Below are 17,624 nucleotides of genomic sequence, written 5' to 3' on the forward strand. Positions count from 1 at the left end.
TGACGGAGCGGCACACAACAGCGCGGCACACGACGGACCGGAGCGGGGCGGCGCGACGAGCGGCGAGAAGCACACGAGCCGGAGTACGTCGCGGCGCTCACGACCTCCGCGCAGGGCGGCCGGCGGTCGTCCGCGTCGTGCCTCACGAGCCGCCCTGGCCCGTGCCCGCTCCGGATCCGCGGCGGTCGCCGCGGCCATGCGCGGAGCGAGCGGGGACGGTGGGCTCGTCCATCCCGGGCTGCGGATGGCCGCGGCGTACGCATGGCGGATCCTGGTCGTCGGAGTCGCCGTCTATCTGGCGTTCACAGTGCTGGGGCGCTTCGAACTCGTCGCGATCGCGGTATTCCTCGCGCTGGTGGCCACGGCGCTGCTGCGCCCGCTGGCCGATCTGCTGGCCCGGGTGGTGCCCCGGCCGCTGGCGGTGGCGCTCTCGGTGTTCGGCAGCCTGTTCCTGGTGCTGGGGCTGCTGGCGCTGGTGGGCAACGCGGCGGCCGGTGAGGCGAGCAGGCTGGTGGGTGAGTTCCGCGGCGGAATCGGCCGGATCCAACACTGGCTGGAGGGGCCTCCGTTCCATGTCCGGCGCGGCACCCTGGAGGGGCTGCACGACAGGATCAACTCCTTCGTCGCCCGGAACCGCGGGGCCCTGATCAGCCGGGCGCTCAGCAGTGCGGGCCGCGCGGTGGAGGCGCTGACCGCGGCGGTTCTGGCGCTGTTCTGCTCAATCTTCTTCGTCCACTCCGGCGACGGGATGTGGCGGTGGTTCCGAGGACAGCTCCCGGAGGCCGCTCGGTCGCCATGGGACCGGGCCGGCCGGGCGGCCTGGAGCACGTTCGCCGGATACACCCGGGGCATCATCCTGGTGGCGGCCACCAACGCGGTCCTGGTGGGTGTCGCGCTGTTTCTGCTGCGGGTGCCGCTGGCCCTGCCGCTGACCCTCCTGGTCTTCTTCGCCACCTTCGTCCCTCTGATCGGGTCGCCGATCGCGCTGGCGGTGGCCACGGTGGTGGCGCTGGCGGGGCGCGGGCCGGTGATCGCGGCGGTCGTGCTGGCGCTCATCGTGGTCGTCGGGCAATTCGAGGGCCATGTCCTGCATCCGCTGGTGATGAGCTGGGCGGTGCGGCTGCATCCGGTGGTGGTCGCCATCTCGGTCATCGGCGGGGGCATCGTCGCCGGGGTGGCCGGGGCGGTGGTGGCCGTGCCCATGGTGTCCGTCGCCTGGTCGGTGACGCGCGCGTTGCGCGACGCTCCGCCCGAGGGTGTCTGACGGGGCAGCCAAGGCGGGCCCTTTCGCTGGGATCTGACGGGGCTCCGGGCGCACGGGGCGAGGTCGGCGAAATGACGCGGCGGGCGCCGCCGTCGGCCGCATAGGGTGACCACGGCCGATCCGCCGCGCGGCCGGGGACGGCCCCGTCGTCAGGAGGCTTGTGATGTTGGTGTTCGCTCAGATCAGTGATGTGCACGTGGGGCAGGACCGCGGGGACGGAGGCGCCCGGGCCGCCGAGCGCACCCGCCGGGTGATGGCGTATCTGAACGGTCTCCCCGGGCAGCTCGACGCCATCCTGGTGACGGGTGACCTCGCCGACCACGGCACCGAGGAGGAGTACCGCGAGGCGGCCGCGCTCCTCACCTCGCCACGCCCGGTCCTGACCTGTCCGGGCAACCACGACGAACGGACCGCCTACCGGCGCCACTTCCTGGGTGAGAACACCTCGGGTGCGGACGCCACCGCTCCGGTGAACCGGGCGCACCATCTCCCCGGGGCCACCTTCCTGATGTGCGACTCCTCGGTGCCCGGACGCCATGACGGACTGCTGGACGATGTCACCCTTGCGTGGCTCGACCGTGAGCTGGCCGACTCTCCTCCGGATGTCCCGGCCTTCGTCGCCTTCCACCACCCGCCGTTGCCGCTGCACATCCCTTACGTGGATGAGATCCGGCAGTTCCAGGCCGAGCGCCTGGAGAAGGTGCTGGACCAGTACGACCATGTGGTCTCGCTGCTGTGCGGCCATGCGCACACCGCCGCGACCACGACCTTCGCCGGTCTTCCCCTGCTGGCCGCGCCCGGGGTGGTCTCCACGCTCACCCTGCCCAGCGAGTGCGGGGACGAGGACGGCCCCATCAACTTCGGCCTGCCGCCGATGGTCGCCTTCCACGTCCTCGACGAAACCAACCGGGTGACCACCCACTTCCGCGCCGTTCCGACCGACGCCGGTTAATTTGCATCTCAGATGCGCATTATCTAATCTGCTGCCATGCGGCTGACGAAGTCAACGGATCTGGCCCTCCGGGCGATCATGCGCCTCGCGGTGAGCGGCGCCGAGCCGTGCACCGCGCGGCAGGTCGCCGCGGAGATGCAGGTTCCGTACAGCCACCTGGCCAAAGTCGCCGCCCGGCTCCAGCATCTCGACATGATCGAGACACGCCGGGGGCGCGGCGGCGGACTGGTGCTCACCGAGACCGGGCGCACCGCCTCGATCGGCCAACTCGTCCGGGAGTTGGAGGGGGTTGGTGATGTTGTCGACTGCGAGGGGGACGCCCCCTGCCCGCTGCGACAGGGATGTCGGCTGCGGATGGCGCTGCGCCGGGCCCAGGAGGCGTTCTACGCCACGCTCGATCCACTGACGGTCGACGATCTGGTCGCCTCCCCCACTGGCCCGGTACTGCTGGGGCTGGTGGGACGCAGCCCCGACCTGCCCCGCTGATTCCAGGAGCCCCCCGTGGCGGACTTCTTCACGCCGTTAAATACGAATCTCACATTCAACTTAGGAGCCTCCTATGCTCTCCCCGAAGTCGGCTGAGACCGTCCGCGCCACGCTGCCCGCCGTCGGCGAGGCCATCGGCACCATCACCGAGCTCTTCTACCGGAGGATGTTCGAGGCTCACCCCGAGCTGCTGCGTCATCTGTTCAACCGCGGCAACCAGGCCGCGGGAACACAGCGGCAGGCACTCGCGGGAGCGATCGCCGCGTTCGCCACCGCCCTGGTGGAACAGCCCGGCGTCCGCCCCGACGCCCTGCTCGACCGGATCGCGCACAAGCACGCCTCGCTGGGGGTGTCACCCGCGCAGTACGCGATCGTGCACCGCCATCTGTCCGCAGCCATCGCGGAGGTGCTCGGCGACGCGGTCACCGAGGACGTGGCCGCCGCCTGGGACGAGGTCTACTGGCTGATGGCCAACGCCCTCATCGAGATCGAACGGCGGCTGTACGCACAACAGGGCGTGCTCGCCGGGGACACCTGGCGCCCGTGGACGGTGGTGGCGCGGGTCCAGGAGACCCCGCATGTGGTCACCTTCCGGATCCGGCCCGCGGACGGCCGCCCGGCCCCGGCGTTCCGGGCGGGCCAGTATGTGTCCGTCCAGGTCGAACTGGCCGACGGAGCACGGCAGATACGCCAGTACAGCCTGACGAACGCACCCGGTTCAACCGTGCGCTCCTTCACCGTCAAGCGGGCGGACGGGGAGCAGGGAGGACCGGTGGGCGAGGTCTCCGGCCAGCTGCACGACCACGTCCGGGTGGGCGACGTGATCAGCGTCTCGGCTCCGTACGGCGACGTTGTCCTCGACACCACGGACACGTACACCCCGCTGCTGCTGATCTCGGCGGGCATCGGATGCACTCCGATGGTGGCCATGCTCGAGGATCTGGTCGACCGGGGGCACCAGGGTCCGGTGACGGTTGTCCACGCCGACCGCTCCGCCGCCGACCACGCGCTGCGCGTCGATCAGGAGCGGCTGGTCACCAAGCTGGCCCATGGCGCGGCCCACTTCTGGTACGAACGGCCGGAGGGCGAGTGGCCGGAGGCGTACACCGGTCTGGTGGACCTGTCCCGCGTCGCGGTCCCCGAAGGCGCGCAGGTCTATCTGTGCGGACCGCTGCCCTTCATGCGGGCCGTACGTGCCCGGTTGCTGGAGCGGGGCGTACGGCCTTCCGCCGTCCACTACGAGGTGTTCGGCCCCGATCTGTGGCTCGCCGCGCAGAACTGACGGCCCACGGCGGGCCCGGAGAGATGGCGGGAAGCACTCGAACGGCCCAGGACTCGGTCGCCTTCGCCAGGGAACACGTGGGACTGTACGCACACGGACACGAACACTCCGTGCCCGACCTCACTCAGGGGCCCCGGCACCCCCACATCGACCGAGGAACCATGGACCAGGAAAAGATCACTCTCAGCGGCACTCAGGAGACCATGCTCGCCACGCTCTACGCCAGGGCGGTGGACAGCCGCTCACCGGACACCGTCCTGGGCGACACCGCCGCCCAGGCGGCGGTGGAGCGCATCGCGTACGACTTCGGCAAAACGGGGATGACAGCCACGACGGCGGTGGGCGTGGCGCTGCGAGCCAAACAGCTCGACGACTGGACCACCGCGTTTCTGGCGGAGCACCAGAAGGCCACCGTGCTGCATCTGGCCTGCGGACTGGACACCCGGGTACAGCGGCTCGATCCGCCGTCATCGGTGCACTGGATCGACGTCGACTTCCCGGACGTCGTCGAACTGCGCCGACGGCTGCTCCCGGAGCCGTCGGGCGACTACGAGATGGTCGCCTCCTCGGTGACCGACGAGGCGTGGCTGAGTGAAGTGCCCGACGACCGGCCGACGGTGGCGGTCTTCGAGGGCCTGACGATGTATCTGACCAAGGACGAGGGCAAGCGGCTGATCCAGCGGATCACCGGCCGCTTCCCCAGCGGACAGCTGCTGTTCGACTGCTACGGCTCGCTGGGCATCAAGCTCCAGAAGTGTGTTCCGGCGGTGCGCAACGCGGGGGCCACGCTCCACTGGGGGCTGGACGACCCCTATGAGCTCGAGGGCTGGCACGACGGACTGAGCTGCTTGGACGCGGTGCGCAGCGTGGATATGCCGGGGCTGGAGAAGATGCCTTCGACGGGGCGGATGAGCATGAAGGTGATGGCCCATCTGCCCGGTTTCCGGGATGTGGGCCGCATTCTGCGCTACCGCTTCTAGACCTCTTGGAAGACGGGCTCTGGCCGCGTCCCGGTCCGGCGCCGGGGCACCCGGCGCCGGAGTGGCCAGACCTCACCGTGTCCGGACGTCCTGGGGCGGTCGGACGCGCAACCGGTATCCGGCCCACAGGGCGAGCACGGCCACCGGAATCGTGGGAAGCAGCGTGGTGACCATGGCGCCGTGGGCAGGGCCGTGGCCGTCGTCGGCGGTGAGCAACTGGCCGGTGAGCAGGAAGAGGACCATGTTGTTTCCCGCATGGGCCAGGCTTGCCACCCACACCGTGCCACTGCGCAGATACAGCCAGGCGAGGACGACTTCCTGGCACAGGAAGCAGACGGTCCACACCGCCAGGCCGAGAACCACGTTCGAGAAGTCGACGTAGCCGATGAAGGCCAGCGGAAAGTGCCAGCACGCCCAGATCAGTCCCGTGGCGACGATGGACGGCAGCAGGCGGCCGCCGAACAGCCGCGGCCTCAGATAGCTCGTCCAGCCGAATTCCTCACCCCAGTACACCGGAGTGAGCAGGGGAAGGACCAGCATCAGGGCGATCACCGCCACCCATCCCGGCATCCCCGGCGACAGCTCGTCCAGGGACGACAGATCCGGATGCCACAGGCCGAGGACGACCGCGCATCCCATGGTCACCGCTGCGAGAGCCAACGGGCCGAGCCACGCGACGAGGTAGTAGGCCCAGGCGGACCGGAGACGGAGCGCGAGGCCCGCGTCGGCGAATCCCTCCCGGGTGACCCAGCGCCGGACGATGACCGCCGCGAGACCCGGTATGCAGAAGCCCGGGAGTTGCAGCAGCAGGTTGAGCGCCGAGAGGCCGAGGAGGGTGTGCCCGATCAGGAGCCACAGCCAGGTACCCGCGAAGGACAGGACGAGGAATACCACCCACCCTCGGGTCGGTGACACCGTTGGGGCCGGTGGCGAGGGGGTGGTCTGCCCGGTGGTGGTCGATGACATCGATGTGTTCGCCCTTCGTACTCCGCGACGGGTTGACAGCGGTGAAGGTGTCATGGCGCGGCAACCGGGCACATCGCCTCCCGGAGCGAACTCCATGCCGCTCGAAACAGCGATATGAGCTGGCTCTTCGGAGGGAGGCGGCCCCAACTCCCGGCGGCTACTGTGCGGTCCATGCACACCTTGATCCGTCCGCTGTTCACCACGGCGACCTACCGGGGCTGGGCCCATGCACTGCTCGGGGCGGCCTTGAGCGCGCCGCCACTGACGGCCGCCGCCCTGTCCGCTCCGCCCCGGTGGCCGCTTACGGCACGTATCGCGGGCTTCACCCTCGCGCTGGTGGTCATGGTCACCGCCCTGGGCACGCCGCGCGCCGCACGCCGCGGCTGTGTACGGCTGGCCAACGGGCTGCTGGGTACCGGACTTCCGCACCCGGCCGCCGAATCACCGCGGTCCCGGTGGGCCAACCGGCTGCGTACGGCGGCGTGGCTGGTGCCGCATATGGCGGTGGGCGTGGCGGTGATCACCGTGACGGGGCTGCTCGTCTTCGGCGCCGTGGCGCTTCCCGCGGTGTGGTGGGGCGGTGGCGGCGAGATCGCCGTCTTCGGGGGGCAGGTCACCGTACCGGCGGGCGGCGAGGGGCTGTGGACACCACTGGGCTCGGTGGTGTGCCTGCTGCTCGCGGGATACACCACGGCGGTCGGTACGGCCGCACTGCGGCTGCTGGCCCCGGTCTTCCTCGACCACCGGCCCGCCGAGCGGCTGGCAGCGGCCGAGGAGCGGATGAATGTGCTGACCGAACGCAATCGGCTGGCCCAGGAGTTGCACGACTCCATCGGGCACACGCTCACCGCGTCGACCATCCAGGCCGCGGTGGCCGGGGAACTGCTGGAACGTGATCCAGCCGCCGCGCGGCGGGCGCTCACCAGCATCGAGGAGACGTCGCGCGCGGCGATGGACGACCTGGACCATGTGCTGGGCGCACTCCGCGACGAGCAGGCCCCGAAGGCGCCGCAGCGCACCCTCGCCGATCTCGACGCGCTCGTGGAGTCGGTACGGCAGGCGGGCGCCGAGCTGCGGATGGAGCGCGGCGGGGATCTGGGGCGGCTCCCGGCCGCCGTGTCCCGGGAGGCGTACCGCATCGCGCAGGAGGGGCTGACCAACGCGCTGCGGTACGGCGAGAAGACGGGGATCCGGCTGCGGGTCGAGGTGCGCGGCGGGCGGCTGGAGGTGGAGCTTGTCAATCTGGTCCGCCATGGAGACGATGGCCCGGCGGCCCGCGGGGCCGGACGCTCCGGTCAGGGGCTGAACGGGATCGCCGAACGGGTGCGGCTGCTGCGCGGCGAGGTCGCCGCGGGCCCCGCGCACGACATGTCCCACGACGGGGCGGCCGACGCGGCGGGGTGGCGACTCATGGCGCGGCTGCCGCTGGGGACGGGGCGATGAGCGCGACGGATGCGTCGAATCCGGCGGACGGCACGGTGAGTGTGCTGGTTGTCGATGACGAGGAACTCACCCGCACCGGGCTGCGGACCCTGCTGTCCACCAAGCCCGATCTCACGGTGGTCGGCGAGGCCGCGGACGGCTCCGAAGTGCTGCCACTGGTGATGGCGTTGCGCCCCGACGTGATCCTGATGGATGTGCGGATGCCCACGCTCAACGGGATCGAGGCGACCCGGCAGTTGCGGACCACGCTGTCCGAGCCGCCGAAGGTCATCGTGATCACCACCTTCGAGAACGACGAGTACGTCTACGACGCGCTGGAGGCGGGCGCCGACGGTTTCATCCGCAAGCGGGCTCCGTCCCAGCAGATCGCCCATGCCATCCGGCTGGTGGCCACCGGCGACTCGATGCTCTTCCCCGACGCGGTACGCCGTCTGGCCACCGGTCGCCCGGTACGGCCGGAGGCGGCGGCGCGAGCGGCCGCGCTCACCCGCCGGGAGACGGAGATCCTCCAACTGATGGCACAGGGGCTGTCCAATCAGCAGATCGCCGACGGCCTGACGGTGAGCCTGGAGACGGTGAAGACGCATGTGGGCAATGTGCTGGCCAAGTTGGGTGCCGATAACCGGACCCAGGCAGTGATCGTGGCCTTCCAGGCGGGGCTGGCACCGCACTGAATTCCGTTGGGGTGTGTCAGTGGCGGACCGTACGGTGGAGCCATGGGGGACATCGTGTACGTCCGCGGGGATGCCACCTCACCGCGCGGCAAGGGACAGAAGATCATCGCTCATGTCTGCAACGACCTGGGCGGTTGGGGCAAGGGCTTTGTGCTGGCGGTCTCGCGCCGCTGGCCGGAGCCGGAGGCGGCGTACCGGCGCTGGCACCGGGAGCGCGCGGGCAATGACTTCGGCCTGGGCGCGGTGCAGTTGGTGCGGGTGAGCCCGTATCTGACCGTGGCGAACATGATCGGTCAGCGGGGAATGCGCCCTGGCAGCAAGGGGGTTCCGGTGCGCTACGAGGCGATAGGAACCGCCCTGGCCACGGTGGCGGCCAGGACCGCCGAGGAGGGTGCTTCGGTCCATATGCCCCGCATCGGCTGCGGGTTGGCGGGTGGCCGCTGGTCGCGTGTCGAGCCGCTGATAGCGCGGCATGTGGTGGCCCGGGGTGTTCCGGTGACGGTGTACGACCACGAGAGCTGAAGCGGCAGGAGCGCAAAGCCCTTTCACGACCCTGGTAGGAAGAGATCATGGACTTTGGAGAACTCGGCCCGATCGACCGGCTGCTCGCCGAACGGGCCTGTGAGCGCCTGATCATAGATTTCCTCCACCGGCTCGATCTGGGGGATCCGAGTTCGGTGGCCGAGTTGTTCACCGTGGACGGGGTGTGGGAGTGGCCCGCCGGAAACCGCCGGGTGGAGGGGCGTGAGGCGCTCGGGACGCACTTCGGCTCCCGCCCGGCGGACCGGCTCTCGCGCCGCCTGACCTCGAACATCGCGGTCACGGTGGAGTCCGCGACCGCCGCCACCGCCACGTCCTACTTCGCGACGTACCGGGTCGACGGTTACGCGGAAGGCATCGTCCCCACCCGGCTGCCCTCGAATGTGGGGCACTACGAGGACACGTTCCGCAAGGTGGAGGGGCGTTGGCTGCTCGCCTCCCGGACCACGCACCTGGCCTTCGGCGGGCCGACCGGGCGGCTGGGGGACGCGGAGGGCCAGTAGCCGACGGGATCAGTCCTTCTCAGCGACCGCTCCGCAGCGTGCGCAGCGGTCGAAGGGGACGGTGTCCTGGATGGCGCCGCATACGGCGCAGACGCGGTCCAGCCAGCAGGCGGGCTCGCCGCCCTCGGGCTCCGCGGGCGCCCGGTGACTCTCCGGCTCCTCCTGTGGGCCGCCACCCGGCTCCGCCGTACCGGTCATCCTCCGCGTCCCCTTTCGCAGCTTTCACCGTGCACCCCACACCCTTCCGAACGGTACCCCGGCCGCCGCTCACGACGACACTCCATGCAGGACGCCGGTCCACAACCCGATCGCCGGGACGCAGGTGGCGACCGCGAACACACAAACGGCGGCGACGGCCCGGGTGTACGGGGCGGGATACCCGACGGTCCACCGGTGGGTGAGGGCGTGCAGCCGGGCGGCCTTCTGCGGGGTGGGGTTCTTGTCCTGCTGACGGGCCAGGAACGCGGCGAGCCGGTCCGCCGACTCGGTGTCGTGGGCTGCCGCCTCGGCGTCGGCCCGCATCTCCATCAGCGTCACCATCAGTCGGCGAGCGCGGCTGTTGGCGTAGAGCCCGCCGGTGAGGGCGAGGGCACAGGCCGTCATGGAGACGATGGTCTGGCCGGAGGTCTCCACCGGTGTGACGCCGAGGGCGGCCACGGAGTCGAAGCACACGGCCAGCTTTCCCACCGCCGGTACATGGCGCAGATAGCGGCGTCGCATCGGATCGCGGTGGCGCAGATGGGAGATCTCGTGGCGGAGCAGCACCGTTCCGACCGGGCTCCGCAGCAGGGTGCGCCAGCCCTGCGGAATGGTGACGTGGACCGTGGGTTTGCGGACGTTGAGGGAGAAGGCGTGGTAAAGGAAGACTCCCGCCACGGCGGCGATGGCCACGACCGCCACCGTCAGGGGGACGAGGAGCTCGTCGTCGTCGACCGGCAGCGTCATCCGGTCACTCAGCAGCGCGAAGGCGAGTCCGCAGGCGGCGCTCACGGCCCACACGGACTTGCGGCGCTGGAGCCGGGTCCCCCAGTCCTCCATCCGGCCGAGGAAGCCCGGTGAGGGCTGCGGGACATGCAGCACCATGAGCCCCGGCAGCGGGGCCCAGGTGGAGACCGCGTGGAGTTCCGCGGTGTCCAGCCCGGCCGCGTGGAAGGTGTCCCGGATGCGTTTCCAGCCCTTCTCCGTCCAATTGATCTGGGTGAGTTCCTCGTCCGCCTCACGGCCACTGAGCGAGTCGGAACGCCACTCGTTGATCAGTGGGAGGAGGAAGAGCGCGCCGAGGACCACCACGGCGAGCAGTGCCGTCCCGCCGATCGCGGCGGGCACGCTCAGCGGGTCATCCCCGGTGACCATCACACTGCCGGTGGTGACGGGCGCCGCGCACACCGGGCCGAGCAGGATCAGCCAGCACATCCGCTCGGCGCGGCGCAGCCGGCGGACCGGGGACACGGTGGTCACGGTGGGCGTTACCCGGCGTCGTCCCCGCCGCCAGGCCCGGATCCGGGTTCGGATGCGGATGCGGATGCGGATGCGGGCTCGCCCGCGGGTTCTCCCGCGGAGCGGACGAGGGCTTCCGCCTGGATGCGTACGACGGTCCGTACCGTCTCCGGGTCGACCTCCGGGGGCAGCCTCAGCTCCACCGTCACCCGCTGGGCGATCGCCACGGTGCCGTCCTCCCCGCCGTCGTCGCCCTCCCCGCCGTCACCACCGCGCAGACACCGTGTGAGGTAGCCGACGGCGTCCCGCAGCCCGCGCTCGATGGCCATGTCGGTCGCCGTCGAGAGCACCTTGAAGGCGATCTGGCCGAGCACGGACAGCCCGATGGTGAGATACACATGGGTGTCGACGGCCGGTGCCCCACTGGTGTCGTCGAAGAACTCCCCCGCGCCCGGCACCCGCCGGCCCGCGCGCAACTCCTCCGCGAACTCCTCGAAGAGCTCCTCGTGCTCCTCCTCGGCGACGGCGAGCGCGGACGCGTCGACCATCGTGAGGATCCGCTTGATCGTGGTGTCGCTGAGCCCTGTCATGTCCGTCATGGATTCCCCCCGATGCGCCACGCCACGGACGGGCGTGCGCGACGGAATGACGGTAGCCCGATCGAAGGAGACGATGTGATGACTTACGGCAAATAGGTGAACTCACCGCGCATTTCGTGTATGGCCCCCGAGGTCGCCCCCTACCCTCTGGCGCATGATCGTTCCGGGGCGGCCCAGAGCGGATCACACGTCAGGAAGCGGTTATGGCAGTCACCAGGTGGTTCTTCGAGCCCGGTCACACGGGCGCAGAGTTCAAGGCCCGGCACATGATGGTCACGTTCGTGCGCGGGCAGTTCAAGAACATCGAGGGGTTTCTGGAGGTGGATCCGGAGCACCCGGAGAGCGCCCGGGTGGAGGCGACGATCGACGCCACCCAGGTGTACACGGGCCAGCCGCAGCGGGACGCCCATCTGCGCAGCGCGGACTTCTTCGATGTCGAGAACCATCCGACGTGGACCTACTCCGGAACCAGTGTCACGCAGCTGAGCGGGACCGAGTTCGATGTCGACGGGGAGCTCACGGTGCGCGGTGTCACCCGCCCCGTGCTCCTGCGGGTGAACTATCTGGGGCAGTGGGACACACCCTGGTGGGAGGGGGACAAGAACCTCGGGCCGCGGCGGCGCGCGGGCTTCCTCGCCACGGCCCGGGTCAATCGGCAGGACTTCGGGGTGTCCTGGAACGACACGGTGGACCGGGGCGGTGTGGTGGTGAGCGACATGGTGGACCTCACCATCGACATCGAGGCGGTGCTCGACCCCGCGGGCCCGCGGTCCTGAGGTTCCGGGCGGTCAGTTTCCGTCGGCCGTACGGCGGGAGGCGCTACCGCGCCGGGCCGGGCGGCCCGGGGCCTTGCGGGTACGCGTCCACTCCAGCAGCTGCCGCTCGGTCCAGGTCGTGATGATCCGCTCCTGCGGCACCTCGCACTCCGCCGCCCGCGTGCATCCGTTGATCTGCCAGTCGAGCTGGCCGGGCGCGTGGGCGTCGGTGTCGATGGAGAAGAACGTCCCCGCCGCGACGGCCTCCCGGAGCAGCCGACGCGGCGGATCCAGCCGCTCAGGACGGCAGTTGATCTCCACGGCGGTGCCCGACTCCACGCAGGCACCGAAGACCTCGGCCGGGTCGAACGCGGACTCCGGGCGTTTGCCGCCGAGCAGCCGCCCGGTGCAGTGGCCCAGCACATCGACATGCGGATCGCGGACCGCGGCCACCATCCTGCGGGTCATGGAGCGGGCGTCCATCCGCAGCTTGGAGTGGACCGAGGCGACGACCACGTCCAGCCGGTCCAGCAGCTCCGGCTCCTGGTCGAGGGATCCGTCCGGGAGGATGTCGACCTCGATACCGGTGAGCAGCCGGAACGGGTCGAGGGTCGCACGCAGTGCGTCCACCACGTCGAGCTGGGCGCGCAGCCGCTCCGCCGACAGACCGCCTGCCACGGTGAGCCGTGGCGAGTGGTCGGTGAGCACCGCCCAGTCGTGTCCCAGCCGTGCGGCCGTACGCGCCATCAGCTCGATCGGTGAGCCGCCGTCGGACCAGTCGGAGTGCAGATGGCAGTCACCGCGCAGCGCCGCACGCAGCGCTGCCGCCGCGGGATCGGGTTTCTGGGCGGCCTCGGCGGCCTCGGCTTCGAGCGTGGCCAGGTAGTCCGGCACCTCGCCGCGCAGCGCTTCCCGCACCACCTGCGAGGTCTTGGGGCCGATCCCCTTGAGCGAGGTGAGCGTGCCCGCCTGGGCCCGCCGCCGTACCTCCTCCTCGGGCAGCTCGGCCAGGATGGCTTCGGCGGTCCGGAAGGCGCGTACGCGATACGTCGGCGCCTGGGCGCGCTCCAGGAGGAAGGCGATCCGGTCCAAGGCGGTCAGCGGATCCATCGCACGCACGCCCCTTCGTCTCAGGCCCGGCGGTCGGGCCGGCGGCCAGGGGGCTGGCGCGGTTCGGGGCGGGCGGTCTGATCGGGGATCTCACAGGTCTTGGGCGCCTTGTCGGAGACGGTGATCGCCCGGCCGTAGTGCCGGATTTCCATCGGGGCGCCCTCGATCAGGGAGTAGATGACGGAGGTGTTGGTGATCTCCACTCTCAGCCGCCGGCGCAGCACCTGCACGGTGAAGGCGAGGCGGGCCAGCTTCTCCGGCAGTTTGGGCGCGAACTCCAGGCTGTCCGCGAAGTGGCGCATTCCGCCGAACCCGGCGACCAGGGCGATCCAGGTGCCCGCGAGTGAGGCGATGTGCAGACCGTCGCGGGTGTTGTGCTCCAGGTCCTTCAGATCCATCAGCGCCGCCTCGCCCAAGTAGTCGTAGGCCAGCCGCAGATGGCCGACCTCGGCGGCGATGACGGCCTGGCAGCAGGCGGACAGGGAGGAGTCGCGGACGGTCAGCGGCTCGTAGTAGGCGAAGTTGCGGGCCTTCTGATCCTCGGTGAAACACTCACCGCGCAGATACATCGCCAGCACCAGATCGGCCTGTTTGATCACCTGTCTGCGGTACAGCTCGAAGTAGGGGAAGTGGAGCATCAACGGGTAGTCGTCGGGGCGGGTGTTCTGGAAGTCCCACTCCTGATGGCCGGTGAAGCCGGTGTGCTGCTCGTGGACATCGAGGGACTTGTTGTAGGGGATGGTCATGGATTCCGCGGCGTCCCGCCAGGCGGCGGCCTCCTCGTCGTCGACGCCCAGCGCCGCGCCCTTGGCCGGGTGGCGCTCCACCACATCCGCCGCCGCCCGCAGGTTCGACTGGGCCATGAGGTTGGTGTAGACGTTGTCGTCGCCGAGGGCACTGTACTCGTCGGGGCCGGTCACCCCGTCGATGTGGAAGCGGCCGTGGTGGTCGTGATGGCCCAGGGAGCGCCACAGCCGGGCGGTCTCCACCAGCAGCTCCACGGCGGTCTCGCGTTCGAACTCCTCGTCGCCGGTGGCGGCGACATAGCGCACCACGGCGTCCGCGACATCGGCGTTGACATGGAAGGCCGCCGTACCCGCGGGCCAGTAGGCGGAGCATTCGGACCCTTCGATGGTGCGCCAGGGGAACGCGGCGCCCTCGTGGCCGAGTTGACGGGCCCGGTCGCGGGCTGCGGTCAGGGTGGACTGGCGCCAGCGCAGCGCCTCGGCCACGGACTCGGGAAAGGTGTAGGTGAGCAGGGGCAGGACGAAGGTGTCGGTGTCCCAGAAGGAGTGTCCGTCATAGCCGGAGCCGGTGAGGCCCTTGGCGGGGATGGCGCGTTCCTCCGCGCGGGCGCCCGCCTGGAGTACGTGGAAGAGAGCGAAGCGGACCGCCTGCTGGATCTCGGCATCGCCCTCGACCTCCACATCGGCGCGGTCCCAGAAGTCCTCCAGCCAGGCGCGCTGCTGATGGACCAGACCGCGCCAGCCAGTGCTGGTGGCCCCGGCCAATGCGGCTTCGACCTGGTCGCGTACGGCGGGCAGGGAGCGGACGCTGGACCAGCCGTAGGCGACCAGTTTCTCCAGCCGCAGGATCTGTCCCGGTTCGAGGACGGAGGTCACGGTCAGCCGGGCGACATCGTCGCTGCTCTCGCTGGAGTGGCGGGTGGGCGGCGGTCCGGTGATCAGGTGGTCGGCGGCTGCCGCGACCCGCAGCCGGCTGGCGTCGGTGCAGTGGATCAGCCGCAGCCGGTTGCCGCTGGCGTCGTTCTCCTCGGGCAGCAGGGGGGACTCCAGGGCCTGAGCGACGCGGGGGTCTCCCGCGAGGCTGGGCAGCTGTTCATTGGCGACCAGCTCGGACTGGACGACCACGCGGATTGTGGCGTCGAGCGCCTCCACCTCATAGGCGATGGCGGCGATGGCCCGCTGGGTGAGGGAGACCAGCCGGGTGGAGCGCACCCGGACGCTGGTGCCCGAGGGGGAGGTCCACTCACAACTGCGGTGCAGGACACCGCCGCGCAGATCGAGGACGCGCTCGTGGGAGCGCAGCCGTCCGTAGCGCAGATCGAAGGGCTCGTCATCCACCAGCAGCCGGATGATCTTGCCATTGGTGACGTTGATCATGGTCTGACCGGCCTCGGGGTAGCCGTATCCGGCCTCGGCGTACGGCAGCGGGCGCCGCTCGTACACCCCGTTGAGGTAGGAGCCGGGCAGACCGTGGGGCTCGCCCTCGTCCAGATTGGCGCGCCAGCCGACATGGCCGTTGGAGAGCGCGAAGACCGATTCGCTCTGGGGCAGCACATCCAGGTGGAGCTCGGTCTCCCGCATCAGCCAGGGGTCGACGGCGTACGAGGAGTCGGTGATCACGAGGCGTCCTCCTCCAGCAGTTCGGCGAGATCCCGGACCACGACGTCGGCGCCGTGGCGGCGCAGTGCGTCGGCCTGGCCGACCCGGTCCACGCCCACCACATGGCCGAAATGGCCCGCGCGCCCGGCATCCATGCCCGCGAGGGCGTCCTCGAAGACGGCGGCCGCGTCCGGGGCGGTGTCCAGCTCGCGCGCGGCCTCGAGGAAGGTGTCCGGGTGGGGCTTGCCCGGCAGCTTGCGCTCGGCGGCGACCACACCGTCGATCCGCACCTCGAAGAGGTGCTCGATACCGGCGGCGATGAGCACATCACGGCAGTTGGCGCTGGAGGAGACGACCGCGGTCCGCAGCCCCGCGGCGCGCGCCACCTCGCAGAAGCGCACCGATCCGGGGTACGCCTCGACGCCCTCCTCCCGGATCTTGGCCAGGACCAGGGCGTTCTTGCGGTTGCCGAGACCGTGCACGGTGTCCTTGTCGGGCGGGTCGTCCGCCGCGCCCTCGGGGAGCTCGATACCCCGGGAGGCCAGGAAGGTGCGGACACCGTCGGCCCGCGGGCGGCCGTCCACGTACGCGTCGTAGTCGGCGACCCGGTCGAAGGGACGGAAGGAGGGGCCGTCGTGGCGCTCGAGGAATGCGTCGAACGTCTGCTTCCACGCCGCCGCGTGCACCACGGCGGTCCGGGTCAGGACCCCGTCGAGATCGAACAGACAGGCCCGGATAACCGTCGGGAGGCAGGGCATGGTCATGGCCCCCGAATCCCCCGCGCGCGCCGGAATATGCGGATGCGCACGGGAATACGCGGGCGGGGCGCCGATACGCCCGTCGGCCCGGGGACAGGTTTCGGCCACCGGCGGTACGCGCCTCACCTGCTTGGACGTCGGCGGGTGCCGGTGGGGGGTGCGGGTGACAATCTTGGGCCACGGCCCACCGTGGTCCGGGCAGCGGCCGCAGTCCCCTTCACCGCCGGAGTTTCACCACTGGAGTTCACCGCTGGAGGAAACCGTGGCCAGTGGCCCGACCCACCGCTCCCCCGCGCGCCGCCGCGCTGCGGTCCGGGCCGCCACGGCCCTGCTGCTGTGCTGTGCCGCGGTCCCGGCCTGCGCCTCCTCCAGCGATCACGGCCATGAGCGGGACCGGGCGACATCACGGGCCGGCCATGGGGTCCACCCCTCGGCCGCGGCGAAGAAGGCCGCCCGCGCCAAGTTGCTGCCGGGCATGCCCCCACCGCTGGATCCCCACGATCTGTACGCCGCAGACCGGCCGGGCAAGCTGGCCAAGGCGGTCAAGCGCTTCCCGTCGCGGGTGTATGTGCCCAACACCCTGTCGGACACGGTGAGCGTCATCGACCCGAAGACCCTCAAGGTGATCCGCACGATCCCGGTCGGCCACCAGCCACAGCACGTGGTCCCCTCCTGGGATCTGAAGACGCTGTGGGTCAACAACGACCTGGGCAACACCCTCACCCCGATCGACCCGGCCACCGGCCGCGCCGGGCGGACGGTGGACGTCCACGACCCGTACAACCTCTACTTCACCCCCGACGGCAAACACGCCGTGGTGATGGCCTCCAAGGACCGGCAGCTTGTCTTCCGGGACGCGCACACCATGCGTGTGGTGAAGGCGCTGCCGGTGAGCTGCTACGGCGTCAATCACGCGGACTTCTCCCCCGACGGCCGCTACTTCATCGTCTCGTGCGAGTTCTCCGGCGAACTGCTGAAGGTGGACACCGCGCGGATGAAGGTGATCGGGCAGCAGCGACTGCCGATCACGGGCGCCATGCCACAGGACGTCAAGATCTCACCGGACGGCCGGAAGTGGTACGTGGCCGACATGGTGGCGAACGGGGTGTGGGTGCTCAACGGCGACACCTTCAGCCGTCCGCGGCTGCTGCCCACCGGCAAGGGCACCCACGGTCTCTACGTCAGCCGCGACTCACGCACGATGTACATCTCCAACCGGGGCGAGGGCAGCGTCTCGGTGCTCTCCTTCGCCACCGGCAAGCTGGTCGACCGGTGGCGGCTGCCCGGTGGCGGCAGCCCCGACATGGGCGGGCTGTCCGCCGACGGCAAAGTGCTGTGGCTGTCCGGCCGTTACAACTCCGAGGTGTACGCCATCGACACCCGCACCGGAAAGCTGCGCGCCCGGATCCCGGTCGGCGGCGGGCCGCACGGGCTGGCGGTCTATCCGCAGCCCGGACGCTACTCCCTCGGCCACACCGGAATCTTCCGCTGAGCCCGACGCTCCCCCGCTGCCCGACGCCGTTGCACCCG

18 protein-coding genes are annotated in these 17,624 nt (G+C 70.5%); 11 read left to right on the forward strand and 7 right to left on the reverse strand.

Annotated features, from left to right (window positions below):
* Positions 1-196 precede the first annotated feature (196 nt).
* The 5 genes from JK363_RS27245 to JK363_RS27265 all read left to right on the forward strand — a co-directional run bounded on the left by JK363_RS27245 (position 197) and on the right by JK363_RS27265 (position 4,964).
* Positions 197-1,264, forward strand: coding sequence for an AI-2E family transporter (locus JK363_RS27245; protein WP_201878117.1), 1,068 nt, complete (start codon positions 197-199; stop codon positions 1,262-1,264).
* Between the two features lie 163 nt (positions 1,265-1,427).
* On the forward strand, positions 1,428-2,216 hold the full coding sequence (locus tag JK363_RS27250) for a metallophosphoesterase (protein ID WP_201878119.1): 789 nt from the start codon (positions 1,428-1,430) through the stop codon (positions 2,214-2,216).
* 36 nt (positions 2,217-2,252) lie between these two features.
* Positions 2,253-2,702 (forward strand): RrF2 family transcriptional regulator, encoded by a 450-nt coding sequence (locus JK363_RS27255; RefSeq protein WP_201878121.1) that lies wholly within the window; start codon positions 2,253-2,255, stop codon positions 2,700-2,702.
* Between the two features lie 73 nt (positions 2,703-2,775).
* Positions 2,776-3,984, forward strand: coding sequence for a globin domain-containing protein (locus JK363_RS27260; protein ID WP_201878123.1), 1,209 nt, complete (start codon positions 2,776-2,778; stop codon positions 3,982-3,984).
* A gap of 161 nt (positions 3,985-4,145) precedes the next feature.
* Entirely contained in the window at positions 4,146-4,964 is an 819-nt protein-coding gene (locus JK363_RS27265; protein WP_201878125.1) for a class I SAM-dependent methyltransferase, read from the forward strand.
* Between the two features lie 72 nt (positions 4,965-5,036).
* Here the strand turns inward: JK363_RS27265 and JK363_RS27270 are convergent, their stop codons facing one another.
* Entirely contained in the window at positions 5,037-5,930 is an 894-nt protein-coding gene (locus JK363_RS27270; RefSeq protein WP_215911325.1) for a CPBP family intramembrane glutamic endopeptidase, read from the reverse strand.
* Between the two features lie 171 nt (positions 5,931-6,101).
* Between JK363_RS27270 and JK363_RS27275 the strand changes: the two genes are divergently transcribed.
* Genes JK363_RS27275 through JK363_RS27290 form a run of 4 tightly spaced genes read left to right on the forward strand, consistent with a single transcriptional unit; the run spans position 6,102 to position 9,090 of the window.
* On the forward strand, positions 6,102-7,373 hold the full coding sequence (locus JK363_RS27275) for a sensor histidine kinase (protein ID WP_236076137.1): 1,272 nt from the start codon (positions 6,102-6,104) through the stop codon (positions 7,371-7,373).
* A complete protein-coding gene (locus JK363_RS27280) occupies positions 7,370-8,047 on the forward strand; it encodes a response regulator (protein WP_201878129.1) in 678 nt (225 codons plus the stop codon). Before JK363_RS27275 ends, JK363_RS27280 begins: the two co-directional genes overlap by 4 nt.
* Positions 8,048-8,089: 42 nt before the next feature.
* Entirely contained in the window at positions 8,090-8,569 is a 480-nt protein-coding gene (locus JK363_RS27285; RefSeq protein WP_201878130.1) for a macro domain-containing protein, read from the forward strand.
* Positions 8,570-8,616: 47 nt separating this feature from the next.
* Positions 8,617-9,090: a nuclear transport factor 2 family protein gene (locus JK363_RS27290; RefSeq protein WP_201878132.1), complete on the forward strand. Its 474-nt coding sequence runs from the start codon at positions 8,617-8,619 to the stop codon at positions 9,088-9,090.
* A gap of 9 nt (positions 9,091-9,099) precedes the next feature.
* On the opposite strand, the gene JK363_RS27295 is transcribed toward JK363_RS27290, so the two are convergent.
* The 3 genes from JK363_RS27295 to JK363_RS27305 all read right to left on the reverse strand — a co-directional run bounded on the left by JK363_RS27295 (position 9,100) and on the right by JK363_RS27305 (position 11,126).
* The gene (locus JK363_RS27295; protein WP_201878134.1) at positions 9,100-9,288 is read right to left on the reverse strand and encodes a hypothetical protein; all 189 of its coding nucleotides are present in this window, start codon (positions 9,286-9,288) and stop codon (positions 9,100-9,102) included.
* Positions 9,289-9,357: 69 nt separating this feature from the next.
* Positions 9,358-10,539: a hypothetical protein gene (locus JK363_RS27300; protein ID WP_201878139.1), complete on the reverse strand. Its 1,182-nt coding sequence runs from the start codon at positions 10,537-10,539 to the stop codon at positions 9,358-9,360.
* Between the two features lie 17 nt (positions 10,540-10,556).
* Positions 10,557-11,126, reverse strand: coding sequence for a hypothetical protein (locus JK363_RS27305; protein ID WP_201878140.1), 570 nt, complete (start codon positions 11,124-11,126; stop codon positions 10,557-10,559).
* A 203-nt stretch (positions 11,127-11,329) separates the two neighbouring features.
* Here JK363_RS27305 and JK363_RS27310 point away from each other — a divergent pair, with 203 nt between their 5' ends.
* On the forward strand, positions 11,330-11,902 hold the full coding sequence (locus JK363_RS27310) for a YceI family protein (protein WP_201878141.1): 573 nt from the start codon (positions 11,330-11,332) through the stop codon (positions 11,900-11,902).
* A 12-nt stretch (positions 11,903-11,914) separates the two neighbouring features.
* Here JK363_RS27310 and JK363_RS27315 read toward each other — a convergent pair whose 3' ends face one another.
* From JK363_RS27315 to JK363_RS27325, 3 genes are read right to left on the reverse strand one after another with little or no spacing between them, the layout of a single operon-like run.
* Positions 11,915-12,991 carry a PHP domain-containing protein gene (locus JK363_RS27315; protein WP_201878142.1) on the reverse strand — a complete coding sequence of 359 codons (1,077 nt, stop codon included), beginning with the start codon at positions 12,989-12,991 and terminating at the stop codon, positions 11,915-11,917.
* Positions 12,992-13,011: 20 nt separating this feature from the next.
* Positions 13,012-15,357 (reverse strand): glycoside hydrolase family 65 protein, encoded by a 2,346-nt coding sequence (locus JK363_RS27320; RefSeq protein ID WP_201878144.1) that lies wholly within the window; start codon positions 15,355-15,357, stop codon positions 13,012-13,014.
* Positions 15,354-16,100: an HAD family hydrolase gene (locus tag JK363_RS27325; RefSeq protein WP_201878146.1), complete on the reverse strand. Its 747-nt coding sequence runs from the start codon at positions 16,098-16,100 to the stop codon at positions 15,354-15,356. The genes JK363_RS27320 and JK363_RS27325 overlap by 4 nt, the downstream gene beginning before the upstream one ends.
* A gap of 256 nt (positions 16,101-16,356) precedes the next feature.
* Here JK363_RS27325 and JK363_RS27330 point away from each other — a divergent pair, with 256 nt between their 5' ends.
* Entirely contained in the window at positions 16,357-17,586 is a 1,230-nt protein-coding gene (locus JK363_RS27330; RefSeq protein ID WP_307821884.1) for a YncE family protein, read from the forward strand.
* Positions 17,587-17,624: the final 38 nt, after the last annotated feature.

Source organism: Streptomyces coffeae, from assembly GCF_016741875.1.
Taxonomy (GTDB): Bacteria; Actinomycetota; Actinomycetes; order Streptomycetales; family Streptomycetaceae; genus Streptomyces; species Streptomyces coffeae.